Source organism: Pseudomonas fluorescens NCIMB 11764 (assembly GCF_000293885.2).
GTDB classification, from domain to species: Bacteria; Pseudomonadota; Gammaproteobacteria; order Pseudomonadales; family Pseudomonadaceae; genus Aquipseudomonas; species Aquipseudomonas fluorescens_B.
This window is the reverse complement of sequence record NZ_CP010945.1, coordinates 5858222-5880983: the sequence shown is the minus strand read 5'-3', so window position 1 is coordinate 5880983 and position 22762 is coordinate 5858222. Positions and strand designations below refer to the sequence as shown.

23 protein-coding genes are annotated in these 22762 nt (G+C 60.8%); 10 read left to right on the top strand and 13 right to left on the bottom strand.

Annotated elements, in window-relative coordinates:
* The first annotated feature begins 332 nt into the window (after positions 1 to 332).
* The 3 genes from B723_RS26875 (at position 333) to hemB (ending at position 3016) form a co-directional block, all read left to right on the top strand.
* Positions 333 to 1031: a glutathione binding-like protein gene (locus tag B723_RS26875; RefSeq protein ID WP_017339704.1), complete on the top strand. Its 699-nt coding sequence runs from the start codon at positions 333 to 335 to the stop codon at positions 1029 to 1031.
* A gap of 33 nt (positions 1032 to 1064) precedes the next feature.
* A complete protein-coding gene (locus B723_RS26870; protein WP_017339703.1) occupies positions 1065 to 1907 on the top strand; it encodes a PhzF family phenazine biosynthesis protein in 843 nt (280 codons plus the stop codon).
* Positions 1908 to 2041: 134 nt separating this feature from the next.
* Positions 2042 to 3016 carry a porphobilinogen synthase gene (gene hemB, locus B723_RS26865; protein WP_017339702.1) on the top strand — a complete coding sequence of 325 codons (975 nt, stop codon included), beginning with the start codon at positions 2042 to 2044 and terminating at the stop codon, positions 3014 to 3016.
* 26 nt (positions 3017 to 3042) lie between these two features.
* On the opposite strand, the gene B723_RS26860 is transcribed toward hemB, so the two are convergent.
* Positions 3043 to 4578, bottom strand: coding sequence for an FAD-dependent oxidoreductase (locus B723_RS26860; protein ID WP_017339701.1), 1536 nt, complete (start codon positions 4576 to 4578; stop codon positions 3043 to 3045).
* Between the two features lie 211 nt (positions 4579 to 4789).
* On the opposite strand from B723_RS26860, the gene B723_RS26855 reads away from it, so the two are divergent.
* Positions 4790 to 5884 (top strand): DUF1615 domain-containing protein, encoded by a 1095-nt coding sequence (locus B723_RS26855; protein ID WP_017339700.1) that lies wholly within the window; start codon positions 4790 to 4792, stop codon positions 5882 to 5884.
* Between the two features lie 77 nt (positions 5885 to 5961).
* On the opposite strand, the gene B723_RS26850 is transcribed toward B723_RS26855, so the two are convergent.
* From B723_RS26850 to B723_RS26830, 5 genes are all read right to left on the bottom strand, one after another.
* Complete coding sequence (locus B723_RS26850; protein WP_052909715.1) at positions 5962 to 6324, bottom strand: hypothetical protein; 363 nt, start codon at positions 6322 to 6324, stop codon at positions 5962 to 5964.
* Positions 6325 to 6527: 203 nt separating this feature from the next.
* Positions 6528 to 7238, bottom strand: a complete 711-nt coding sequence (locus tag B723_RS26845; protein WP_017339909.1) for an anti-sigma factor — start codon at positions 7236 to 7238, stop codon at positions 6528 to 6530.
* Entirely contained in the window at positions 7235 to 7762 is a 528-nt protein-coding gene (locus B723_RS26840) for a sigma-70 family RNA polymerase sigma factor (RefSeq protein ID WP_031319051.1), read from the bottom strand. The genes B723_RS26845 and B723_RS26840 overlap by 4 nt, the downstream gene beginning before the upstream one ends.
* Positions 7763 to 7876: 114 nt before the next feature.
* On the bottom strand, positions 7877 to 8398 hold the full coding sequence (locus tag B723_RS26835; RefSeq protein WP_017339907.1) for a DUF3455 domain-containing protein: 522 nt from the start codon (positions 8396 to 8398) through the stop codon (positions 7877 to 7879).
* A gap of 128 nt (positions 8399 to 8526) precedes the next feature.
* On the bottom strand, positions 8527 to 9321 hold the full coding sequence (locus B723_RS26830) for a DUF4349 domain-containing protein (RefSeq protein WP_017339906.1): 795 nt from the start codon (positions 9319 to 9321) through the stop codon (positions 8527 to 8529).
* A 146-nt stretch (positions 9322 to 9467) separates the two neighbouring features.
* Between B723_RS26830 and B723_RS26825 the strand changes: the two genes are divergently transcribed.
* Positions 9468 to 10091 (top strand): glutathione S-transferase, encoded by a 624-nt coding sequence (locus B723_RS26825; RefSeq protein ID WP_017339905.1) that lies wholly within the window; start codon positions 9468 to 9470, stop codon positions 10089 to 10091.
* A 70-nt stretch (positions 10092 to 10161) separates the two neighbouring features.
* Here the strand turns inward: B723_RS26825 and B723_RS26820 are convergent, their stop codons facing one another.
* Positions 10162 to 10602, bottom strand: coding sequence for a CBS domain-containing protein (locus B723_RS26820; protein WP_017339904.1), 441 nt, complete (start codon positions 10600 to 10602; stop codon positions 10162 to 10164).
* Between the two features lie 217 nt (positions 10603 to 10819).
* Here B723_RS26820 and B723_RS26815 point away from each other — a divergent pair, with 217 nt between their 5' ends.
* Positions 10820 to 13180 carry a DNA polymerase II gene (locus B723_RS26815; protein WP_162491068.1) on the top strand — a complete coding sequence of 787 codons (2361 nt, stop codon included), beginning with the start codon at positions 10820 to 10822 and terminating at the stop codon, positions 13178 to 13180.
* On the opposite strand, the gene B723_RS26810 is transcribed toward B723_RS26815, so the two are convergent.
* From B723_RS26810 to B723_RS26800, 3 genes are all read right to left on the bottom strand, one after another.
* On the bottom strand, positions 13145 to 13615 hold the full coding sequence (locus B723_RS26810) for a DUF1810 domain-containing protein (protein ID WP_017339902.1): 471 nt from the start codon (positions 13613 to 13615) through the stop codon (positions 13145 to 13147). The genes B723_RS26815 and B723_RS26810 overlap by 36 nt on opposite strands.
* A gap of 29 nt (positions 13616 to 13644) precedes the next feature.
* Complete coding sequence (locus B723_RS26805; protein WP_017339901.1) at positions 13645 to 14466, bottom strand: aldo/keto reductase; 822 nt, start codon at positions 14464 to 14466, stop codon at positions 13645 to 13647.
* 364 nt (positions 14467 to 14830) lie between these two features.
* A complete protein-coding gene (locus B723_RS26800) occupies positions 14831 to 15979 on the bottom strand; it encodes an aldose epimerase family protein (protein ID WP_017339900.1) in 1149 nt (382 codons plus the stop codon).
* Between the two features lie 236 nt (positions 15980 to 16215).
* Between B723_RS26800 and B723_RS26795 the strand changes: the two genes are divergently transcribed.
* Together B723_RS26795 and B723_RS26790 are read left to right on the top strand one after the other, a co-directional pair.
* Positions 16216 to 16965, top strand: coding sequence for a hypothetical protein (locus tag B723_RS26795; RefSeq protein WP_017339899.1), 750 nt, complete (start codon positions 16216 to 16218; stop codon positions 16963 to 16965).
* 225 nt (positions 16966 to 17190) lie between these two features.
* Positions 17191 to 17976: a sulfite exporter TauE/SafE family protein gene (locus B723_RS26790; RefSeq protein WP_017339898.1), complete on the top strand. Its 786-nt coding sequence runs from the start codon at positions 17191 to 17193 to the stop codon at positions 17974 to 17976.
* Positions 17977 to 17994: 18 nt separating this feature from the next.
* On the opposite strand, the gene B723_RS26785 is transcribed toward B723_RS26790, so the two are convergent.
* Positions 17995 to 18363 (bottom strand): VOC family protein, encoded by a 369-nt coding sequence (locus tag B723_RS26785; RefSeq protein ID WP_017339897.1) that lies wholly within the window; start codon positions 18361 to 18363, stop codon positions 17995 to 17997.
* A 177-nt stretch (positions 18364 to 18540) separates the two neighbouring features.
* Between B723_RS26785 and B723_RS26780 the strand changes: the two genes are divergently transcribed.
* The gene (locus B723_RS26780) at positions 18541 to 19092 is read left to right on the top strand and encodes a DUF4174 domain-containing protein (protein ID WP_017339896.1); all 552 of its coding nucleotides are present in this window, start codon (positions 18541 to 18543) and stop codon (positions 19090 to 19092) included.
* Positions 19093 to 19170: 78 nt separating this feature from the next.
* Here the strand turns inward: B723_RS26780 and ampC are convergent, their stop codons facing one another.
* Positions 19171 to 20337, bottom strand: a complete 1167-nt coding sequence (gene ampC / locus B723_RS26775) for a class C beta-lactamase (RefSeq protein WP_031319050.1) — start codon at positions 20335 to 20337, stop codon at positions 19171 to 19173.
* Between the two features lie 160 nt (positions 20338 to 20497).
* Between ampC and B723_RS26770 the strand changes: the two genes are divergently transcribed.
* Complete coding sequence (locus B723_RS26770; RefSeq protein WP_017339894.1) at positions 20498 to 21379, top strand: LysR substrate-binding domain-containing protein; 882 nt, start codon at positions 20498 to 20500, stop codon at positions 21377 to 21379.
* 36 nt (positions 21380 to 21415) lie between these two features.
* On the opposite strand, the gene gudD is transcribed toward B723_RS26770, so the two are convergent.
* Complete coding sequence (gudD, locus tag B723_RS26765; RefSeq protein WP_017339893.1) at positions 21416 to 22759, bottom strand: glucarate dehydratase; 1344 nt, start codon at positions 22757 to 22759, stop codon at positions 21416 to 21418.
* Between the last annotated feature and the right edge of the window lie 3 nt (positions 22760 to 22762).

Genomic DNA, 22762 nt, shown 5'->3' with positions numbered 1-22762 from the left:
TGACAAACCTTTACACCCCGCGCTCCCAGCGTCGGGTGTTTTCCATGTCGTTAAGCCGGTCCGTTTCCGAAAGGGCAACACTCAGAGTCCACTGAAGCCCGTTTGGTTCGATTCCGGCGGAGCAAGCAGCAATCCACCGACAACCTTGAACGGGTTGGAACACAGGTTACCGGCAGGATGTTGCGGATTTATGGACACGGTACACGGGGATGGCCGCGCAGAGCGCTGCATTGCATTGATCTTGCTAATCATCAATATCGATACCCAGACATCGCACCCTTCGGCTGCTCACACTATGATCGTCTTCCTCAATCTCATCGTGGATCCTTCCCATGACCGATCTGTCTGCGTTCCCCATCACCCGGAAATGGCCGGCCCAGTACCCCGAGTGGATTCAGCTCTACTCCTTGCCGACCCCCAACGGCGTCAAGGTGTCGATCATGCTCGAAGAGATCGGTCTGCCCTACGAACCGCATCGTGTGGGCTTCGATACCAACGACCAGCTGTCTCCCGAGTTTCTTTCGCTGAACCCCAACAACAAGATCCCGGCGATCCTCGACCCCCATGGCCCGGACGACAAGCCGCTGCCGCTGTTCGAATCCGGGGCGATTCTGATCTACCTCGCGGACAAGAGCGGGCAATTGCTGGCCCAGGAATCGGCGGCGCGTTACGAGACGATCCAGTGGCTGATGTTTCAGATGGGGGGTATCGGACCGATGTTTGGCCAGCTCGGTTTTTTCAACAAATTCGCCGGCAAGGACTACGAAGACAAACGTCCTCGGGATCGCTATGTCGAGGAAAGTAAACGTTTGTTAAAAGTTCTTGATGGACGCCTGCAAGGCCGCGACTGGATCATGGGCGAGCGCTACACCATCGCCGACATCGCGACATTCCCGTGGGTGCGCAACCTGATCGGTTTCTATGAGGCGGGCGATCTGGTGGGCATCAAGGATTTCCCGAACGTAACGCGGGTGCTGGAGCGCTTCCTCGCACGTCCAGCAGTGATGCGCGGGCTGGAAATTCCCAAATAGGACGTTTCGATTTCATCAGGACCAGGGCAGGCCATGCATTCATTCGATTTCAAGCAAGTAGATGTCTTCAGTCGCGTCGCCCTCAAGGGCAATCCGTTGGCCGTGGTGTTCGGCGCGGACGAGCTCAGCGATGAGCGCATGGCGGCATTCGCCACGTGGACCAACCTCAGTGAAACCACGTTCATCCTCGCGCCGCAGGATCCCCGGGCCGATTACCGGGTGAGGATTTTCACCACGCAGAGCGAGTTGCCGTTCGCCGGGCACCCGACGCTGGGCACTTGTCATGCCTGGCTCGAAGCCGGTGGCGTGCCCAGGGGCGAGGAGATCATTCAGGAATGCGGCGTCGGCCTGGTGCGGGTGCGTCGACAAGGTGCGGAACTGGCTTTTCTCGCGCCGCCACTGCTCAGGACCGGGCCGGTGGAGGCCGATGTCATGGAGCGCGTCCGTCGCGGGCTCAGGCTGCAACCGGGTGCCATTGTGCGGGCGCAGTGGGTTGATAACGGTGCGGGCTGGCTGGCGGTGATGGTCGAGGATCGCCAGCAGGTGCTGGACCTGCAACCGGATCACACGCACATGCTTGGCCTCGCGGTCGGCGTGATCGCGCCGTGGCGTCCGGAGCGTGACGGCGATGATGCCCAGTTCGAAGTACGTGCATTCATCTCCGGCGACGGCATGCCGGAAGACCCTGCCACCGGCAGCCTGAATGCCGGGATTGCCCAGTGGTTGCTCGGCGAGGGGCTGGCGCCGGCGTCCTACGTGGTCAGCCAGGGCCTGACCATGGGGCGCGCGGGGCGTATTCAGGTCGAGCGGATCGGCGATGAGATCTGGATTGGCGGTTCCGTTGTGACCTGCATTACCGGCACGCTGAACCTCTGAAACCTGTGGGACCAAGAATTGTTGCCGAAGCGGTAAGGGTTTTTACTCCGCTGAGGTTTGTCACTGATAGCACACAGGGCATAAGCTTCCGGTCCTTACGACTTTCGTCTCGTCATCCGATTTCAGGAACCCCCATGTCCAGCCAGTTCCCCGAAGCACGTCCACGCCGTCTGCGCCGCAATGCGAGCCTGCGCAGCCTGTTCCAGGAAACCGAATTCACCCTGAACGACCTGGTGCTGCCGATTTTCGTCGAGGAAGAAATCGATGACTTCGTGCCGATCAAGAGCATGCCCGGCGTGATGCGAATTCCGGAGTCGAAACTGGCCGGCGAGATCGAGCGTTATGCCCGGGCCGGGATCAAGTCGGTGATGACCTTCGGCGTGTCGCATCACCTGGACAGCAGCGGCAGTGACACCTGGAACGACAATGGCCTGGTCTCGCGCATGTCGCGCATCGCCAAGGACGCAGTGCCGGACATGATCGTGATGTCCGACACCTGCTTTTGTGAGTACACCAATCACGGTCATTGCGGCGTGCTGCACAACCACGAAGTCGACAACGACCAGACCCTGATCAACCTCGGCAGGCAAGCCGTTGCGGCGGCCCGTGCCGGTGCCGATGTGATTGCACCGTCGGCGGCCATGGACGGGCAGGTCCAGGCGATTCGCCGGGCGCTGGACGACGCCGGTTTCACCCAGACCGCGATCATGGCCTATTCGACCAAATTCGCCTCCGCGCTCTACGGCCCGTTCCGTGAGGCCGGCGGCAGCGCGCTCAAGGGCGACCGCAAAAGCTATCAGATGAACCCGATGAACCGCCGCGAAGCGGTGCGTGAGTCGCTGATGGACGAGCAGGAAGGCGCCGACGCGCTGATGGTCAAACCGGCCGGTGCGTACCTGGACATCATCCGCGACATCCGCGAAGTCTCGCGCCTGCCGCTGTCGGCGTATCAGGTGAGCGGCGAGTACGCGATGATCAAGTTCGGCGCACAGGCCGGGGCGATCGATGAAGACCGCGTGGTACGCGAGAGCCTTGGCGCGATCAAGCGGGCGGGGGCGGATTTGATCTTTACCTACTTTGCGATGGACCTGGCCCTGGCCGGGATCTGAAAAATACACAACACCCAATGTGTGAATCAGAGAGGGCCAAAAAACGGCCGTATCCCGCGATCCCGGAAATACCGCTCGATCACTTTCGGGTCCGAGCACGTCTCGGCAATCGCCACATAGGTATCCGGCCGCAACAGGTAAAACCCGTTACGCCCCAGGCCTGCCGCTTCAAACGCCGGCCGCCAGTCGAACACATGCAACGGCAAGTGATGTTCGTTGCACCAGGCGATCATTTCGTCGCTGGTGTCGCCGTACACATGCACCTGCCAGCTCAGGCATTTCAGCGGCCTGAAATTATCCCCTTCACCGTCGTGCGCCCAAGGCAGGCGGTCGCCGCCATGCACGTGTCCGGCAACACCGGTGCTCAATGGCATCCCGCGATAATTGAGGGTGATCTGCGACACCGTGCGGAACAGGAATTCGCGGGAGGTCTCGAACGCGGTCATTTTCGGCAGCAGGAACGGTGCCAGACGGGTGCGCAGCAAATCGGCCACGCGTCCTTCGGCGGTGACGAAGCTGAACACCCGGTCGGTGGTGGCAACCAGTTTGCGGGCAAACGCAATGCGTTCGGTTTCATAGGTGTCGAGCAAATGCGGCGCGGCACCGCCGCTCAACACGGCGGCGAGTTTCCACGCGAGGTTGATGGCATCGCCAATCCCGGTGTTCATGCCCTGGCCGCCCGCGGGGCTGTGGACGTGCGCCGCGTCGCCCAATAGAAACGCGCGGCCGCTGCGAAAGTGGTCAGCTACCCGATGATGCACGCGGTAGGTCGAGAACCAGTTCACCTGTTCGATCTGCACCTTCAGATGCTCGATGGCCCGGCTGCTGACGTCTTCAAATTGCAGGGTTTCCGCATGCTCGGCGCGTTCGTCGCGCACCGTTCCGATGAGCCGCGCGCGGCCTTCGCCGGCCAATGGAAACACCGCGAGAAAGTCCGCCTCATCGAGATCCACGTGCAGTTCGCCATTGAACGTCGGCCCGCGGGCCTGCACGTCGGCCACATAGAAAATCTGCTGGTATGTCCCGCCGGGAAATCCGGTGTCCAGGGTTTTGCGCACGATCGAGCGGGCACCGTCGCATCCGGCGAGGTAACAGGCCTGACAGGTTTCCTGTTGGCCATCCGGCAAGCGCAGGCGTGCGGTGATGCCGTCGCCGGTTTCCTCGAAACCCTCCAGCTCGGTATTGCGCTCGACCCGGATACCAAAGGCTTCCAGGCGTTCGATCAGCAAACGCTCGTGCTCGTCCTGAGGAAATATTTCGAGGAACGCGTAGGGCGTCAACCCTTCGCCCACCCGGCTCAACGGCAAGCGGGCTACCGGTTCGCCCTTGACCCAGAAGTTGGCCGCTGCCACGCGATGACCGCCCTGTATCACGGCGTCGACAAGGTCGAGCTGGCGGTACAGCTCCAGCGTCCGGGCCTGCACCGCCAGCGCCCGGGATGTGGTGCCGGGTGCCGATGTTTTGTCGAGAATCCGCACGCGGATCCCCAGTTTGCTCAGCCACAGTGCGAGCACCAGCCCGGTGGGACCGGCGCCGATGATCAATACATCGCTACGGTTCATGCGCCTGTCCTCCCCGGGCGTTTGGCTCAAGTATGGTTCAGGCGGGGAGGGCCGCCAGACGGACTGCCCAACGGAAAAAGGCCCTACAGCCGTGGAGTGGAATCCAAGGGTTGAACCTGTGCAGGGAACAGTGTGTCGTCAGTACAGTCATAGCCTGCGTCATGGGATTGATCGTATGGTTACCCCGGCCCAACGGATTTGATGGAGCAGCATGCAAGCCAATCGATTGATCACGAGCGTCGCGACGCTCTTGGTGCTGGCCGGTTGCGGAACGCAACGCAGCCAGGAAGCCCCGGCCCGACCATCTGCCGAAGTCAAGGCAGAGATCGTGCGCCTGCTGCCAGCCAAAACCGCGGACCGCCAAGGCTGGGCCACGGATATTTACGCCGCCTTTGTCGCGCAGGACATTTATCCATCCACACAAAACCTGTGTTCCGTTCTGGCCGTCACCGAGCAGGAATCGACCTTTCAGGTTGATCCGTCGGTGCCGGGCCTGGGCAAGATCGCCCGGGATGAAATCGACCGGCGTGCCGCGAAGGTCCACATTCCCGGCCTGCTGGTGAGCGGGGCGTTGCAGGTGAGTTCGAGCAACGGCAAAAGCTACAGCGACCGTTTGAATGCCGCGCGCAGTGAAAAGGAGCTGAGCGCGATCTTCGATGACTTCATCGGCATGGTGCCCATGGGGCGGACGCTGTTCGGCGGCTTCAACCCGGTGCACACCGGTGGCCCGATGCAGGTCAGCATCGACTTCGCCGAGCAACAGGCACGGAATTACCCCTACCCGGTGGACGGCACGATTCGGCATGAAGTGTTCAGCCGTCGCGGCGGCATGTATTTCGGCATCGCTCACCTGCTCGGTTATCCGGTGAGCTACAAACAGCCGCTGTACCGCTTCGCCGATTTCAACGCTGGCTGGTACGCGAGCCGCAATGCCGCGTTTCAGAATGCTGTGAGCCGTGCCTCGGGCATCCCTCTGGCGCTGGACGGCGATCTGGTGCGCTACGACTCGATCATGCCCGGCACCACGGAACTGGCCGTGCGTACCCTCGGCAAGCGCCTGGGCATGCGCAACACGACCATCAGGGATCAACTGGAGGAGGGCAAAAGCCTTGAATTCGAGGACACCCGGTTGTATCAGCGGGTCTTCGAGCTGGCCGAACAAGCCGAAGGCCGTTCATTGCCGCGTGCGGTGTTGCCGGGGATCGTGCTGCAGAGCCCGAAAATAACCCGCAAACTCACGACAGCGTGGTTTGCCAAGCGGGTCGACGAACGTTATCAGCGCTGCATGGCGCGGGCAGGGAAGTGACCGGTTTTAAAAAAGAGTAAAAAAACCCGGCTGATGAGGCCGGGTTTTTTGTCGAGTCTTGCGGTAACGTCATTCATTCACACCGCACGGTTTTCGATCAGGCGGTCGGAACCACCTTCGGCGACGCGGTTTTCGATCAGACGATCAGAACCACCTTCGGCGACGCGGTTTTCGATCAGGCGGTCGGAACCACCTTCGGCGACGCGGTTTTCGATCAGACGATCAGAGCCACCTTCGGCAACGCGGTTTTCGATCAGACGATCAGAGCCACCTTCGGCGACGCGGTTTTCGATCAGACGATCCGAACCACCCTCAGCCACACGGCTTTCAATCAGACGATCCGAGCCGCCTTCAGCGACAACCGGGTGAGCAGAAGAAGCGGCGAAAGCGTTAACTGCAAAAACCGAGAAAGCGATGCTGAGGAGGATTTGGCGTTTCATGAGTGTGTGCTCCGGGGTGTAGTTGTTTGGTATGGAGCCGATGTTACGCCGCAGAATTTTTAAGAGAACTTCATTGACGTGATGGTGAACATCGACGGCAATGATGGATCGGGTAACTCCCCGTGCGTGGGCGTGATGGTTCATTCGTCGGCTGGCTAAGGTCAGTTGACCGACGCTTCTACACGGGGGCAGGCGCGTGACGTTCAGATCACCTTCACCGCCCGCCCGATGAACTGAATCGGCCCTGTAGGCTTGCCGATCGGCGAGCCGGTGCGGTTTTCCAGGGTCAGTTCGAACAATTGGTCGGGTTGCAGCGGCGGCAGTTTATCCACAGGCACCGACAGCGTTTGCCCCGGTTTGACCAAGCCCAGCGACACCGGCCCTTGCCAGCCTTCGGCCTTGGTCCAGAACTCCAGCGCCTTGTCTTCCGGAACCTGCGCGACCCCCAGCGGAATCAACTGGATTTCCCTGGGATTGCTGGCAGAAATCACCCAGCCCGGTGATTTGTCCTGTGGCGCGACCAGCACCACCAGGTAAGTCGGCTTGACCGTGGTTTGCGTGAGCAGCAGCGTGCCGAGCAGCAACGTGGCCGCCAGCCCCGCACCGGCGAGCCCGCGCCACAGCGGTAACCGATTCCACCAGGATGACGGTTCGACCTTTGGCGCTCGGGTCAGGGCGGTGACGCTGCGCTCGATGCGCTGCCACAGCGCGGGCGAGGGCGTCTCGGGTTGGGCAAAGTCAGTCAGGCCCAACAAGCGACGCTCCCAGGTGTCGACCGCCTGGCGCAGTTCGGCATCGTCGGGCAGGCGTCGCTGTACCGTGCGGCGTCGTTCGTCCGAGAGCGTACCCAGCACATACTCGCTGGCCAGTTCGTCGAGTTGCTCCGGGGTCTCATCCACAGGCCTGATCGTCATCCCATGCACTCCCGCAATGCCGTCAGGCTCCTTTTGATCCACGCTTTGACAGTGCCCAGCGGGGTGCCGAGTTTGCGTGAAATTTGTGCATGGGAATAACCGTCGACGTAGGCGTGCAGGATGCAGCTGCGCCGCGCAGGGTCCAACTGCTCCAGGCACAGATGAATGCGCGAGGAGTGCACCTGGGCATCGAAGGTTTCAGCGTCGTTCTGCACGTCGATATCGCCCTGGATTTCGCGGCTGTTGTCACGGATGAAGTTGAGCGCCAGATGCCGGGTCACGCTGAACATCCAGCCCCGTGCCGACCCCCGCGTCGGGTCGAAACCCGCAGCGCCGGCCCAGATCTTGAGGAACGCATCGTGGACGATGTCTTCGGCCAGCGCGGTGTCGCGCACCAGGCGCCTGGCCACGCCGAGCAGGCGCGGACTCTCCTGCACATACAAATCGCGCAAGGCCTGACGCTCGCCCCGACCACACGCGGCGAGGTGAGCTTCATAGTCGAAAATGGGTTCGGGCAAGGACACAGATCTCAGCCGTAATGTGGGGCAGTCCAAATGCAATCTAGCAAACAATCCCCATTCCTGTAGGAACCGCTCGCAGCAAGCCGGCTCCTGCACAGGATTGCGTCAGGCCGAGGGTTAGCTGGCCGCCCAGAAAATGTAATCCGCCTGATACTTCACCACTTCCTGCTTGCCCTTGTTAGCCGCCGTGCACTCGGCGCTCGGGGCGACACCCCCTTTGAGGGCCACGCGCTGGATGTAACTGACGCCGCTCATCGCACCTTTGCCCTCGGCCGGATTGGCCTTGACCAGTTGATAGGGCAGATTGCCCGGGCTCGACGGTGCGACGGCCAGTTGGGTGCCGGTGACTTTCGAGCCATCCTTCGCTTGCCAGGTCGCCGGGGGGCCGAAGTAGGTGCCGACTTGCTTGCCAGCGCGATCATTGAGCACCGCCTTTGGCCCGACAAACACCCACTCTGTCTGGCCGGCCATGTTGGCCTTGTCACGGCATTCGTAGGTGATCTCACCGACGCCGGTGGTTTCCATGGCAACCTTGTGCCCGTCCGGAACCTTGATGGTGTCGGGCAGACCGGTCTGGGCAAAGGCCGCAGGCGCTGCGGTGAACAAAGCAGCAAGGCAAATCAGGTGTCTGGCGTTCATGACATTCTCTCCGTTAATGAGTCATCCGCTGTGCAGCAACAAGGGCTGCTACAAGGACTACCCGGCGAAAAGCGATTTGGATGCAGTGGCAAAAAAAAATAATTGAATGCCGTTGGCGCCAGCCCGACTCAGGTCCGACGCCGAACAAATTTGCGCCACAACCAGACCCACAGCATGAACAGCGGGAACGCGAGGATCAGGAAGGGCAGTGCGTAGCTGGTTTTTTCCAGCGCATCGGCGGCGCCGTCGGCGAGGTTGTCGAGCAAATTGCTGAACGCCTGGCTCAGGTGCGACGAGCGACTGCTGGCGCCCGTTGGCAGGAACGACAGCGTGACTCGATTGGTGTCCAGACGCCGCTGGTGCCCGGCGGCAATCTGCGCCAGGGCTTGCAGATCGTTCTCGATCCCGGCCTGTTCCTTGCTCAGGGTGATCAGGTCAGTGACGCTGATGTCCTTGCGGGTCGCCAGTTCATCCAGACGCTGCTGTTGGGCCTTGAGTCGTTCCTGACGTCGGCGGGTGTCGTCCACGACATCGGCCAGGTCTTCGGCACTGGTGATCCGCTGACCCAGTTCTCCGCCCTCGGCGGCCATGGCCACCAGCGGTTCGACGCCGGCCGGTGCGATGCGCAAGGTGATGTCGGCACGGCCTGCGCCTTGCTCGATGCGTAACACGTTGCAGGCGCCGAAACGCGCGGTTTCGCACGCCTCACGTGTGGCCTGCAAGCGCGGGGCGATGAGTGCCTGGGGCAGCAACAGCTGCAGTTCGTGTTCATAGGCGAGCATGGCCCCGCCACGCCCTTGTTCACCGGCTAGACTGGCCGATGACGAATGGTCGCTCGGCGAGCAGGCACTTATCGCCAGGCAGGCCAGAATGAACCCGAAGGTACGAAAAAGTGAGGCGCGCTGGCCATCCTGTTGGCGCATGGTCTTTCCTTGAAGAGTGCTGCGGGGGTACTGAAAGAGAACCCCGGGATCGCGCATCTTACCTGCATCGATCCGCCAAATGGCAGGGAACGTGACCTGTACCCGCTCGTCTACTGACTATCTGTTCGTCTCGCCAGGAGCGCGATATGTATCAGCTATACGGACACCAGAACTCCGGCGCCGCCGCCATCGAAGCCGCGCTGGAACTCTGCGAGATTCCTTACCGCTTCATCGACGTCGAGGTCTCCACGGAGGCGGCCCACGCCCTGGAGAAACTCAACCCGCTCAAGCAGATTCCGACCTTGCAGCTGCCCGACGGCAGCGTTCTCACGGAAAGTGCGGCGATCCTTATTCATCTCGGGCTCACGTTTCCCAAGTCGAACCTGCTGCCGGATAACGCCGTCGAACGCGACCAGGCGATCCGTGGCCTGGTGTATATCGTCAGCAATTGTTATGCGGCGATCGGCATCATCGACTATCCGGAACGGTGGCTGGCCGTGGCGGACAAGCCCTCCAGAGACAACCTCATGGCGGGCGCTCGCGACCGACTGCACTGGAGTTGGGAGGTGTTCGCCGATCAGTTCTCGGGCGAGTTGTATCTGGGCGATGAGTCGCCCGGGGCGCTTGATGTGTTGGCGGCGGTAATTACGCGTTGGGCGGGCAGCCGGGAACATTTGCGCAGCGCCCGACCGGGGTTTTTCGCCTGGCTGGAGCGAATCGACCGGCACCCGACACTGGCACCGGTCTTTGCGCGGCATTGGCCATCCTGAAAAGATCGCTAGAGTGTAAACACCCTCTCAATGTAGGCGCTGCCGAAGGCTGCGATCTTTTGATCTGCACTTATTCGCCGCGAATGTACTGCTCCAACTGACGAATCAGTTCAGCCTGTTCGGCGATGGCTTCCTTGACCAGGTCGCCGATCGACAGCAACCCGATCAGCTTGCCGTTCTCCACCACCGGCAGGTGGCGCAGGCGTTTGTCGGACATGATGCCCAGGCAGGTATCGACGGTTTGATGGGTGTCCACGGTGATCACCGGTGACACCATGATGTCGCGCACCGGCGTGCCCACCGAAGAACGGCCATGCAGCACCAGTTTGCGCGCGTAGTCACGTTCACTGATGATGCCCAGCACTTCTTCATTCTCTACCACCAGCAAGGCACCGACGTTCTTCTCGGCCATCTTCATCAGCGCTTCCAGCACCATGTGATCCGGCTTGATCTGATGCACTTCCTGATTTTTCTGATCTTTCAACTTGAGCAGTTGGGCGACGGTTTTCATGGTGGCTTCTCGGGTGTTGTCGTTGTTCTTGAAGAATCGTAGACGCAAGCGCTGAGGGCAAGGCAGAAAGCGGCAGATAACGCGCAAAAAACGTCATTCAGCGGTTTTTCTTCAAAAAAGCGCAAACGCGCACCCACTGCGGGCACCCACTTCAGGAGCGCTATCGCCTGCGATGACGCGTAGAATTGCCACCTGAATCGGATTTGAGGTTGCAGTGGTGGATTTACAGCGGGGCTTCGTCCTGACCCGGCATTGGCGCGATACCCCGGCCGGTACGGAAGTCGAGTTCTGGCTGGCGACCGACACCGGTCCCCGGTGCATCCGCCTGCCGCATCAACCATCGGTGGCGTTCATCCCGGCCGAGCAGCGTGAACAGGCGGAGCAAGTGCTGCGCGACGAAAAAAACGTCGAGCTCAAACCCTTGGCTCTGCTGGATTTCGAACATCGCCCGGTGCTCGGCCTGTATTGCCGGCAGCACGGTCAGTTGATGCGCCTGGACACCGCGCTGCGCAGGGCTGGCGTCGAGCTGTTCGAGGGCGATGTGCGCCCGCCGGAACGCTACATGATGGAGCGCTTCATCACGGCGCCGGTGATCTTCGGTGGCACACCGAATGCCGAAGGCCTGCTGCTCGACGCGCAGATGAAACCCGACCCCGACTATCGGCCAACGCTCCGGCTGGTGTCCCTGGACATCGAAACCACCGCGCAAGGCGATCTGTATTCCATTGCCCTGGAAGGCTGCGGCGAGCGCCAGGTCTACATGCTCGGCCCGCCGAATGGCGACGACAGCGAGGTGGATTTCCAGCTCGAATATTGCGACTCCCGAACCCTGCTGCTGAAAAAACTCAACGAGTGGTTCGCCCGGCATGACCCGGACGCGATCATCGGCTGGAACGTTGTGCAGTTCGATCTGCGCGTGCTGCACGAACACGCACGACGGCTCGCGGTGCCGCTGAAACTGGGGCGGGGCGGCGAAGAAATGCAGTGGCGTGAACACGGCAGCCGCAACCATTACTTCGCTTCGGCCGCCGGGCGATTGATCATCGATGGCATCGAATCCCTGCGCTCGGCGACCTGGAGTTTCCCCTCGTTCAGCCTGGAAAACGTCGCGCAAACCTTGCTTGGCGAAGGCAAGGCGATCAGTACGCCGTACCAGCGCATGGACGAAATCAACCGCATGTTCGCCGAGGACAAACCGGCCCTGGCCACCTACAACCTCAAGGACTGCGAACTGGTCACGCGGATTTTCGCCAAGACCCAATTGCTCACTTTCCTGCTTGAGCGAGCCAGCGTCACCGGATTACCGGCGGATCGCAGTGGTGGTTCGGTAGCGGCCTTCACGCACCTGTACATGCCGCTGATGCACCGCCAGGGTTTCGTCGCGCCCAACCTCGGAACCAAACCGGCGCAGGCCAGCCCCGGCGGGTTTGTCATGGACTCGCAGCCGGGCCTGTACGAATCGGTGCTGGTACTCGACTACAAAAGCCTCTATCCGTCGATCATTCGCACCTTCCTCATCGACCCGGTGGGCCTGATCGAAGGGCTCAAGCATCCCGATGACAGCGAGTCCGTGCCCGGTTTCCGCGGTGCGCGTTTTTCCAGGACCCGGCATTGCCTGCCGGCCATCGTCGCCCGGGTCGCCGAAGGCCGCGAAACCGCCAAGCGCGAACACAACGCGCCGTTGTCCCAGGCGCTGAAGATCATCATGAACGCCTTCTACGGCGTACTCGGTTCCAGTGGTTGCCGCTTCTTCGATACACGTCTGGCCTCGTCGATCACGTTACGCGGCCACGAAATCATGCTGCGCACCCGGCAACTGATCGAAGCCCAGGGGCACACGGTGATCTACGGTGACACCGACTCGACATTTGTCTGGTTGCGCCGAGCCCACGGTCAGCAGGAAGCGGCGCAGATCGGCCGCGCGCTGGTGGACCACGTCAACCAGTGGTGGCGCGAGCATGTCCAACAGGAATACGGGCTGGAAAGCGCACTGGAGTTGCAGTTCGAAACCCACTACAAACGCTTTCTGATGCCGACCATTCGTGGCGCCGAAGAGGGCAGCAAGAAGCGTTATGCCGGGCTGATCACACGTGACGACGGCACTGACGAGATGGTCTACAAGGGGCTGGAAACCGTACGCACCGACTGGTCGCTGCTGGCGCGGCAATTCCAGCAAGAGCTGTACACGCGGATCTTCCACCGCCAGCCTTATCAGGATTATGTGCGTGAGTACGTGCGCAAAACCCTGGCGGGCGAGTTCGATGATCGCTTGATCTATCGCAAGCGCCTGCGCCGGACCCTGGATGACTACGAACGCAACGTCCCCCCGCATGTGCGCGCGGCGCGGACTGCCGACGATTACAACGATCAGCAGGGTCGGCCGCGGCAATACCAGAACGGCGGCTGGATCAGCTACGTGATCACCGTCGCCGGGCCCGAGCCGCTGGAGATCCGCAGTGCGCCGATCGATTACGACCATTACGTCACCCGGCAGCTGCAACCGGTGGCCGATGCGATCCTGCCGTTCGTGGACGACGATTTCTCAACCCTGATTGGGGGGCAACTGGGCTTGTTTTGAGTCCAGCAGGGTTAACGTCCACTCGTCCGCAATACCGTGGAAATAGCGGTCCAGTGCCTGATGGAACAGGCTGTCATCCGGGGCGAACTGCGCGAACAGGGTCATCGATGAACGAAATTTAATGTCGTCCGGATGGCCGAAAATTTCGCTGATGGAGCCGTCCGGGATATCCAGCACCTTTTGTGTGCAGTCAAGGAGGCGGGCACCCAGCCGGGGATGGTTCAGGTAGGCCGTTGCCTCTGCGCCTGAACGGATTGCGAAGTGCTGAGACATCTTGCTGCCGCCCAGCCCGGCGAATTGCGGAAAGATGAACCACATCCAGTGACTGCGCTTTCGTCCTGTGCCGAGTTCTTTTTTCACTCGCTCGAACACCGGGTCCTGCGCCTGGATAAAGCGCTGCAGGTTGAAGGCGTCGAGCTGATCGGTGCTTCTCATGAGAAGCCCTCTGACAACACCGCGCTGGCTCAGACCATGGCCAGTCGCTGTTTGCGTTGTGGCGCGCGAAACGCTTGGTCCAGCGCCTCCAGATCCCCGGCCTCAAGCCGTAATTGCGCGGCTTGCGCATTCAAATGCACGTGTTCAGGCAGAACCGCTTTGGGAATGGCGATCACACCCTCCTGTCGCAGAATCCATGCCAGCGCTATCTGTGCCGGCGCCACACTGTGACGAGCGGCCACCTGATTGAGCGTCGGGTGGGTCAGCAGCTTCCCGCCCTGGCCGATGGGGCAGTACGCCATCAACGGCTGCCGATGCCGCTGACACCACGGCAGTAAATCAAATTCTATGCCTCGTTCCTCCAGGTTGTAGAGCACTTGATTGGTGGCGCACGCCGGGGAGGCCAGTTCCTGAAGGTCATCCACATCGAAATTGGACACGCCCCACCGACCGATCTTGCCGTCTTCGCGCAGGCGCTCGAAGGCTTCGACGGTTTCTTCAAGCGGATACTGGCCGCGCCAGTGCAACAGGTACAAGTCGATGTAGTCAGTGTTCAAGCGGCGCAGGCTACGCTCGCAGGCCTGCGGAATGCCTTTGCGGCTGGCGTTGTGCGGATAGACCTTGCTGACGAGAAACACCTCGTCGCGCCTGCCGGCAATCGCTTCGCCCACCACCTCTTCGGCGCCACCTTCGGCATACATTTCAGCGGTGTCGATCAGGGTCATGCCCAACTCGATGCCCAGGCGCAGCGCGGCGACTTCTTCGCGGTATCGAGCGGGATCCTCGCCCGTGCGCCAGGTGCCTTGGCCGATGACGGGTACGTGGATGCCGGCCAGTTCCAGGGTCCGCATGCAAACCTCCTGTGTATTCGATGGATACTTAGGTTGGCAGCAGAATAGCCCATGGGTTCCGTTCGTTGCCGAGACGGCCTGCCGGCCGGCCTGGCTCTTTTGCTATCCGCGTTCTCCTTAATTGCGGCGGGGCGTACGTATTTCCCTTGTAGGAGCCGGCAAGCCAGCTCCAGTTGACCGGTGTCATACCCGAACACCGGGTTCGCCAAAATTGCCGGTGCACCCGGTTTCCGGGTGCCGGGCGGCGTTGTGTTTCTCCACGTAGCCCGCCGCAGGGGTGGAAACCCCTGTCAGCCGTTACCGCCGAGACGCAGATACCCCAAACGCTCCGACACCAAACCCGACTGAACCGGCGTTCGGTATTTTAATGAGCTGAAAATTTCAACACAGTGCTTTGGGTATACGTCTTGCCCGGATCCAGCCGCGTAGAGGGGAAGTTCGGCTGATTCGGCGCATCCGGATAATGCTGGGTCTCCAGGGTAAATGCACTCCAGTGCGCATACGTCTTGCCGGCTTTGCCCTTGACTGAACCGTCGAGAAAGTTGCTGGTATAGAATTGCACGCCAGGCTCAGTGGTGTAGAGCTGCAAGCGGCGCCCGGACTGCGGATCGCTGACGTTGGCGGCAAGTTTGCCCTGGTCACCCTTGGCGTCCAGCACCCAGTTGAAATCAAAGCCACCGTGTTTCGGTTCAGCGAATTTCAACTGCGGATGATCGGCCTTGATGTTTTTGCCGATTGCAGTGGGGTGGGTGAAGTCCATCGGCGTGCCAGCCACTGGCGCGATTTCGCCGGTAGGGATCAACGTGCCGTTGACCGGCGTGTAATGGCTCGCATACAACGTCGCGACCTGTTGCAACACGTCGCCATTACCCGCGCCAGCCAGGTTGAAGTAGCTGTGGTTGGTCAGGTTCAACACCGTGGGTTTGTCGGTGGATGCCTTGTACTCGATGCGAAGCTCGTTTTTGTCATTGAGGCTGTAAGTGACCTCGGTTTTCAGGTTGCCGGGGAAACCCATCTCGCCGTCCGCCGACAGGTACGTCAGTGTCACGCCAACCGAGTCCTTGCCTTTGGCCGGTTCGGCTTTCCACACATGTTTGTCAAAACCCAGCGGCCCGCCGTGCAGCGAATTCGTGCCGTCATTGAGCGGCACCTGAAAGCGCTTGCCGTCGAGTTCGAACGCGCCGTTGGCCAGGCGATTGCCGAAGCGGCCGATGGTCGCGCCAAAGTAGGCGGTGCCTTTCTGATAACCCTGGACATCGTCGAAGCCGAGCACCACGTCCTCGAACTTGCCGTTTTTATCCGCCACCTCGAGCGCCTGCAGCGTCGCGCCATAGGTGATGACAGTGGCTTGCATGCCGTGGCTGTTGCGCAGCACATATTGCTCGACGGGCGTACCGTCATTGGTTTTGCCGAAGGCTTTGTGTTCGCTGGACAGGCCGGCGGCCTGGGAGGTGAGGGTGGCGATCATCAGGGACACTCCGAGGCCGCAAAGTGGGTACCGGGATAGAAGCATGGTTGACCTTCCTGTTTTTGTTTTTTATGAAGTAGTCATACTAGTTATTGATCAATAAATCGATCAGGAAGGATTTATAGTCGATATTTGCGATCGCGTCTGAATAAAGTCAGACTAATTGGCTTGTCGCTCATGTTTGTGGACTGCAGGCACTGCACTTTTTCGACATCCACGGCTCTATCTTTGGTCAGCCCGCGGCGATCCCCTCCGCCGGCCCATGCCAAGTTCAAGCGCCCATGGCCCGAGTTTTACCCCTCACCGCTGAGCACATCCGCCGCCATTGTCTGCTGCTCGCCGTGTTGTCGATGCTCATCACGACCGGTTGCAGCCAGCAGCAGGGCCGCGACATCGTCAGCCAGTTTCGCGAAGGCCGGCCCCAGGAATTCCTCCAGACCAGCGTCGACCGCATGGCCACCCTGGCGATGCGCGACAACCTCGACAGCCTCTACCTGCTGATGGGCAAGCTCTACCTGCGTAACCCGCAGGAGCTGAAAAAGTCCGGATTCCTCGACGCCCGCACCGCCGGCAAACAGGTGCGCATGGCCATTGAGCAACAACAGCCGCTGCCGACCCTGGGGGGCAAGAAGGATCTGGCGGCGCTGAGTTACGCCATGAGTCCGGAGTTCCTCGGCGACCGGGTCGGTGCCTTCATCTATGCCATCGGCAGCATGCTGGTCACCGCGCACGGCAACCGGCTGGAGTTCTACATGACCGATGCGATCAACCCGACCTTCGTCAACAACGCCGCGCGTAACATCGAGAAAGCCACCTGGATCCTCAGTCAGCGGCAGAACAAAAACGGCGAACCCTTGCTGTTCTCCAACGAAATCTCGGAGGAGGGCAGCAACCTGAGTTTCGCCGTGGAGTTCGGCAAGATCGTCGCGCGCCTGGACCTGCTGACCCAGATGCTGGACGAACGCTACCGACGGATCGGCCTGAATTACGCGCAGAGTCTGCTGTTCCTCAATTTCCTGCCTGTGCAGTGATCCTGATGTGTAACCCCTTTGTGGCGAGGGAGCTTGCTTCCGCTTGAGTGCGCAGCACTCACAAAAGGGGCCGCTACGCAGCCCAGCGGGAGCAAGCTCCCTCGCCACAAAGGCTCGCTACCCATTGGGGAAGGCATAACGATAGTCCTTATCGATATAAGTGGTTATAAGAAAAATCGCTATGCTGCGGGCCAGATTTCTCGTGCGTTTTCAGTGGGCGTGTTAATGGAATTCGTTAACTTCGGGTTGGTGGTTGCAGGTTTGGTGGTGGGCTTCATCGTCGGCATGACCGGCGTGGGCGGCGGCTCGTTGATGACGCCGATCCTGCTGTGGTTCGGGATCAATCCTGCCACCGCGGTGGGCACGGACCTTTTGTACGCCGCGATCACCAAGTCCAGTGGTGTGCTGGTGCACCGCAAGAACAAGAACATCGACTGGGCGATTACCGGTTGGCTGACCCTCGGCAGTGTGCCGGCGGTGGCGCTGACGCTGTGGTTCCTCAGCAGTTTGCAAACTTCCCCCGACGCGATGAACGCCGTCATCAAACAGGCGCTGGGCTTTGTGCTGTTTGCCACGGCGCTGGCGATTTTCTTCAAGAAGCGCTTGCTCGACTTCGCCCACAAACGCGCGGGCGGCGAGTACAACCCAAGCGGCAAGCGCTTGAATGTGCTGACCGTGATTACCGGCCTCGTCCTCGGCACCATGGTGGCCCTGACCTCCATCGGCGCAGGTGCGCTGGGTACCGTGGCGTTGTTCATCCTCTATCCGCTGCTGCCGACACGCCGCCTGGTCGGCACGGAAATCGCCCACGCCGTGCCACTGACCCTGGTCGCCGGTCTTGGCCATGCCAGCATGGGCAACATGGATTGGCATGTACTGGGCTTCTTGTTGATCGGTTCACTGCCGGGCATTTACCTGGGCAGTCACCTGACGGGCCGCATCTCCGATGAAGTGCTGCGTCCTTGCCTGGCCACGATGCTGGTGTTGATCGGCTACAAACTGGCGTTCTGATGGTTGTCCGGGCGTCAGTCATTCACGGGTGAAAATCTCCAGCAGATGCCCGTCCGGGTCATCGAAATACACGCGCCGTCCTCCCGCAAAATCATTGATTTCTTTTGGGCGCTGCTTGCCTGGATCAGCCCACCAGGGTTGTTTTCTGGCTTGCAGGCGCGCGAAGGCCGCATCGAAATCGTCGTCGCCGATCAGGAACGCATAGTGCTGGGAGGCTATCGGCGGATCATTGTCGTAGTAGTCCAGCGACACGCCGTTATCGAGTTTCACGATCAGCATCGGCCCGAAGGGCTCGGGGGGCGGCAAGCCGAGAATCTCGACGAGAAACGTCGCGGATATGTGTTTGTTCTGGCACCAGACGATGGTGTGATTCAACTGAGCGCTCATGGTGTGATCCTCACGGCGGTTCAGGTGCGTATCGAGTCATGAGATTAGCTCAGCCTGTTGCGCAATGACCGCCCTGACCTAAGCTTGGGTCAAGGCGAGACACAATTGCGGTGCGTCACCCGGAACGAACGCCGCGATGCGCAATCATTAGAGCGTGGATATCAAAAGGAGATGCGCATGCTCATCAGGTCATTGACCCTGACAACCCTGCTGGCGATTGCCGGCCCCTTGCTCGCCGCCGATGGCGACTCACCGCTGGACATTGACAAGGGCAGGTCCCGGCCATTGATTGTCATCGCTCCGAGCACGGTCGATCCGACGTGGGTCAGCCTGAAAAAGTCGCTGGATGAGCCGGCCAATCGCAAAGAATTCACCGACCGGAATATGGTCCTGTACACCGTGCTCAACCTGATGGGCCAGCGCGAAGGCAAAGACCTGGGACCACAAGACACGGCGGCACTGATCCGTTCGCTCAAGCTGGGCGCTGGTGCAAAGACCAAAGTGATTCTGGTCGGCAAGGACGGCGAAAAGAAACTCGAGCAATCGGATGCGGTTGATCTGAAGGCGATCTTCAGTACCGTCGACCAATTGCCGCCGACCGAAAAAGAAGCCACGGTGCCCACGCCCACGCCGCCGGTCACCGAAGCCGAACCGGCCAAAGGTGCGAAAGGAACGAAACCGGGCAAGCCGGCGAAGCCCGCCAAGCCACCTGAGATGCCTGACGATTGAACACAGGAATGGACACGCACCAACGAAAATGGGCGACCTCAAGGGGTCGCCCATTTTGTTTACGCCCGTTCCGGGGTGTTATTGGCTGAGTGTGCTCAATATCGAATGGGCGATTTTGATCCGCTCCGGGTTCGGGTAGTTTTTGTTGGCCAGAATCACGATGCCAATGTCCTTCGAAGGCACATACGCCACGTAGGCACCGAAGCCACCGGTTGAGCCGGTTTTATTGAACAGCGCATTGGCCGGTTGCGGTTGCGGCGGGTTCAACCACTGGACTTTATGAGCCTCCATCGCCATCTGCGACGAGTTGCCGGCAAGCAGTTTGTCGAGGGCGATCGGGTAGGTGTAACGCTCCCAGCCCAGGCCCTGAGTCATGTCGCCAACTGTGTAGTAGCCGGTATGCGTCGCGGCGATTGCCTGCTGCATCGGCGCTTCCAGGCCCGTTGGCTTCATGTTCGCTTCGACGTATCGGAGCAAGTCCGAGGCGCTGGTTTTCACGCCATACGCCTCTGAGTCCAGTGCGCCTGGTTCAACCCTCACAGGCTTGTCATCCTTGCTGTAGCCCTGGGCGTAAAGCGCCATTTGCGTGGGCGGCACCTTCAGGAAGGTGTGCTGCAACCCGAGTTTCGGCAGCAAGGTTTTTTCCATCAGCGCCTCAAACGGCTGGCCCATGCTGTGGGCCGCAAGATAACCGAACAGCCCCAGGCTCGGGTTCGAATACTGCCGATGGCTGCCAGCCGCGTAGACCGGTTTCCACTGTTTGAAATAGCCGAGCATCTTGTCCGGCGCATCGGCATCGCTCGGGAATTGCAGCGGCAGGCCACCGGCGGTGTAGGTGCCCAGTTGCAGCACGCTGATGTTATCGAACGCACTGCCACGTAAAGCCGGCAGGAGGTGACTGGCCTTGTCGGACAGGGACAGTTTGCCACTGGCCTGGGCGTAGGCGGCGAGGGTGGCGGTGAAGGTTTTGCTCACCGAGCCGATCTCGAACAGGGTGTCTTGGGTGACAACCGTTCCGGTTTCCTTCGAGGCCACGCCGTAGTTAAAGTAATGCGGTCTGCCGTTGACGGTGATGGCGATCGCCATCCCCGCAATGTGCTGTTGCTGCATGACCGGAACGACGGCGTTTTTGACCGCTGTTTCGATCTGCGGGTCCGTGGGGGTTGCGGCAACGCAGTAGCTCGCGCCGAGGAAAAGGCTGAAAGCACTGTAGGATAAGACCTTGCTGAGTCTGAAGTTCTGCATGTGTGTGCCGCTGTCCATGAGTTTTCAAGAGGTGTGCCCGCTACACAGCGAGCGGTTTGCACAGTGGTGCGCCGAATGAGCGTGCCAAATCTAGTCACTTTGCCGGCCATCGACAAACGACGTTATTTCAGATGAGCCATTAGAAAAATTAGGGGTTGGCATGATTCGGCCGCAATTACCGCTTAACGCACTACGCGCTTTCGAGGCTTCGGCACGCCACCTGAGTTTCACACGGGCGGCGGTAGAGTTGTGCGTCACGCAGGCTGCGGTGAGCCACCAGGTCAAAAGCCTGGAAGCCCAGCTCAACGTTACGCTGTTCAAACGCTTGCCCCGCGGCCTGATGCTGACCAGTGAAGGGGAGACGTTGTTGCCGGTGCTGCGCGAGTCCTTTGACCGCATCGCTGAAACCCTCGAGCGCTTCGAGGGCGGGCATTTTCGCGAAGTGCTGACGGTGGGTGCGGTGGGAACGTTTGCGGTGGGCTGGTTGTTGCCGCGATTGTCCGACTTCCAGGCGAAACATCCGTTCATAGATGTGCGCCTGTCGACCCACAACAATCGGGTGGATGTGGCGGCGGAAGGGCTGGATTACGCGATTCGCTTTGGCGCGGGGGCGTGGCACGGGATTGAAGCGGTGCGCTTGATCGAGGCGCCGTTATCGGTGTTGTGCGTGCCCGAGATTGCCCGGCAACTGCGCACGCCGGCCGATCTGTTGCAGCAAACGCTGCTGCGTTCCTATCGCACGGATGAGTGGCCCGAATGGTTTCAGGCCACCGGCCTTGCGGCCCATGCCGCGCCACCCCGGAGCATCGTCTTCGATTCCTCGCTGGCGATGATGGAGGCGGCACTGCAAGGAATGGGCGTGGCATTGGCACCACCGCTGATGTTCGCCCGACTGCTGGCAACGGGCGCCATCGAGCAACCCTTCGCCATCGGCATCACCACCGGCAGCTACTGGCTGACCCGCTTGCAGTCGCGGGCCGAGACGTCGGCGATGGCGGCGTTCAAGAGCTGGCTGTTGCAAACGGCGCAGCAAAACGGGTGAACACAGCCCCCACAAAATGAGGTGGTTTCGAAGGGCCTAGCGCACCAGGCACGGCCGCTTGTTATCAAATGTCCACCCCGGAATCAGGAACTGCATCGCCACGCTGTCGTCCCGCGCACCCAGCCCCATGCCTTTGTACAGTTCATGGGCCTTGGCCAACTGGTCCATGTCCAGCTCGACGCCGAGCCCCGGCTTCTTCGGCACTTGCACGCAACCGTCGACGATTTGCAGCGGGGCTTTGGTCAGGCGTTGGCCGTCCTGCCAGATCCAGTGGGTGTCGATGGCGGTGATGTCGCCGGGTGCGGCGGCCGCGACATGCGTGAACATCGCCAGGGAAATATCGAAGTGGTTGTTGGAATGCGAGCCCCAGGTCAGGCCCCATTCGTGGCACATCTGCGCCACGCGCACAGAGCCTTGCATGGTCCAGAAGTGCGGGTCGGCCAGCGGAATGTCGACCGATTGCAACTGGATCGCGTGACCCATTTCCCGCCAGTCGGTGGCGATCATGTTGGTCGCGGTTTTCAGGCCGGTGGCGCGGCGGAACTCAGCCATGACTTCCCGGCCCGAAAAGCCGTTTTCCGCACCGCACGGGTCTTCGGCGTAGGCCAGAACATGATGCTGGTCCCGGCACAAGCGAATGGCTTCTTTCAGCGACCAGGCGCCATTCGGATCGAGGGTGATGCGCGCCTCGGGGAAGCGTTCGGCCAGCGCGGTGACCGCTTCGATTTCTTCATCGCCACTGAGCACGCCGCCCTTGAGTTTGAAATCCTTGAAGCCGTAACGGGCGTGGGCGGCTTCGGCCAGGCGCACTACGGCGTCGGCGGTCATGGCTTTTTCGTGACGTACGCGGAACCAGTCGTTGTCCGCGTCCGGTTCGCTGCGATAGGCCAGGTCAGTCTGGTGACGATCACCGACATAAAACAGATAGCCGAGCATCTTCACTTCATCGCGCTGCTGGCCTTCGCCGAGCAGGGCGGCGACCGGCACGTCCAGGTGCTGACCGAGCAAGTCGAGCAACGCCGCTTCCAGGCCGGTGACAGCATGGATGGTGATGCGCAGGTCGAACGTCTGCAAGCCGCGGCCACCGGCATCGCGATCGGCGAAGGTCTGGCGCACCTGATTGAGGATCTTCTGGTACGTGCCGATCGGGCTGCCGACCACCAGGCTGCGCGCATCTTCCAGTGTCTGGCGAATACGCTCGCCACCGGGCACTTCGCCGACGCCGGTGTGGCCGGCGTTGTCCTTGAGGATCACGATATTGCGGGTGAAAAACGGACCGTGGGCGCCGCTCAGATTGAGCAGCATGCCGTCGTGACCCGCCACCGGAACCACTTGCATGCTGGTGATGATCGGGGCTTTTGCGGTGTCTTGTGGATTCATTTT

Coding starts and splice junctions, on each gene's coding strand:
- B723_RS26875 (WP_017339704.1), top strand. CDS start 333: ATGACCGATCTGTCTGCGTTCCCCATCACCCGGAAATGGCCGGCCCAG.
- B723_RS26870 (WP_017339703.1), top strand. CDS start 1,065: ATGCATTCATTCGATTTCAAGCAAGTAGATGTCTTCAGTCGCGTCGCC.
- hemB (WP_017339702.1), top strand. CDS start 2,042: ATGTCCAGCCAGTTCCCCGAAGCACGTCCACGCCGTCTGCGCCGCAAT.
- B723_RS26860 (WP_017339701.1), bottom strand. CDS start 4,578: ATGAACCGTAGCGATGTATTGATCATCGGCGCCGGTCCCACCGGGCTG.
- B723_RS26855 (WP_017339700.1), top strand. CDS start 4,790: ATGCAAGCCAATCGATTGATCACGAGCGTCGCGACGCTCTTGGTGCTG.
- B723_RS26850 (WP_052909715.1), bottom strand. CDS start 6,324: ATGAAACGCCAAATCCTCCTCAGCATCGCTTTCTCGGTTTTTGCAGTT.
- B723_RS26845 (WP_017339909.1), bottom strand. CDS start 7,238: ATGACGATCAGGCCTGTGGATGAGACCCCGGAGCAACTCGACGAACTG.
- B723_RS26835 (WP_017339907.1), bottom strand. CDS start 8,398: ATGAACGCCAGACACCTGATTTGCCTTGCTGCTTTGTTCACCGCAGCG.
- B723_RS26830 (WP_017339906.1), bottom strand. CDS start 9,321: ATGCGCCAACAGGATGGCCAGCGCGCCTCACTTTTTCGTACCTTCGGG.
- B723_RS26825 (WP_017339905.1), top strand. CDS start 9,468: ATGTATCAGCTATACGGACACCAGAACTCCGGCGCCGCCGCCATCGAA.
- B723_RS26820 (WP_017339904.1), bottom strand. CDS start 10,602: ATGAAAACCGTCGCCCAACTGCTCAAGTTGAAAGATCAGAAAAATCAG.
- B723_RS26810 (WP_017339902.1), bottom strand. CDS start 13,615: ATGAGAAGCACCGATCAGCTCGACGCCTTCAACCTGCAGCGCTTTATC.
- B723_RS26805 (WP_017339901.1), bottom strand. CDS start 14,466: ATGCGGACCCTGGAACTGGCCGGCATCCACGTACCCGTCATCGGCCAA.
- B723_RS26800 (WP_017339900.1), bottom strand. CDS start 15,979: ATGCTTCTATCCCGGTACCCACTTTGCGGCCTCGGAGTGTCCCTGATG.
- B723_RS26795 (WP_017339899.1), top strand. CDS start 16,216: ATGGCCCGAGTTTTACCCCTCACCGCTGAGCACATCCGCCGCCATTGT.
- B723_RS26790 (WP_017339898.1), top strand. CDS start 17,191: ATGGAATTCGTTAACTTCGGGTTGGTGGTTGCAGGTTTGGTGGTGGGC.
- B723_RS26785 (WP_017339897.1), bottom strand. CDS start 18,363: ATGAGCGCTCAGTTGAATCACACCATCGTCTGGTGCCAGAACAAACAC.
- B723_RS26780 (WP_017339896.1), top strand. CDS start 18,541: ATGCTCATCAGGTCATTGACCCTGACAACCCTGCTGGCGATTGCCGGC.
- ampC (WP_031319050.1), bottom strand. CDS start 20,337: ATGCAGAACTTCAGACTCAGCAAGGTCTTATCCTACAGTGCTTTCAGC.
- B723_RS26770 (WP_017339894.1), top strand. CDS start 20,498: ATGATTCGGCCGCAATTACCGCTTAACGCACTACGCGCTTTCGAGGCT.
- gudD (WP_017339893.1), bottom strand. CDS start 22,759: ATGAATCCACAAGACACCGCAAAAGCCCCGATCATCACCAGCATGCAA.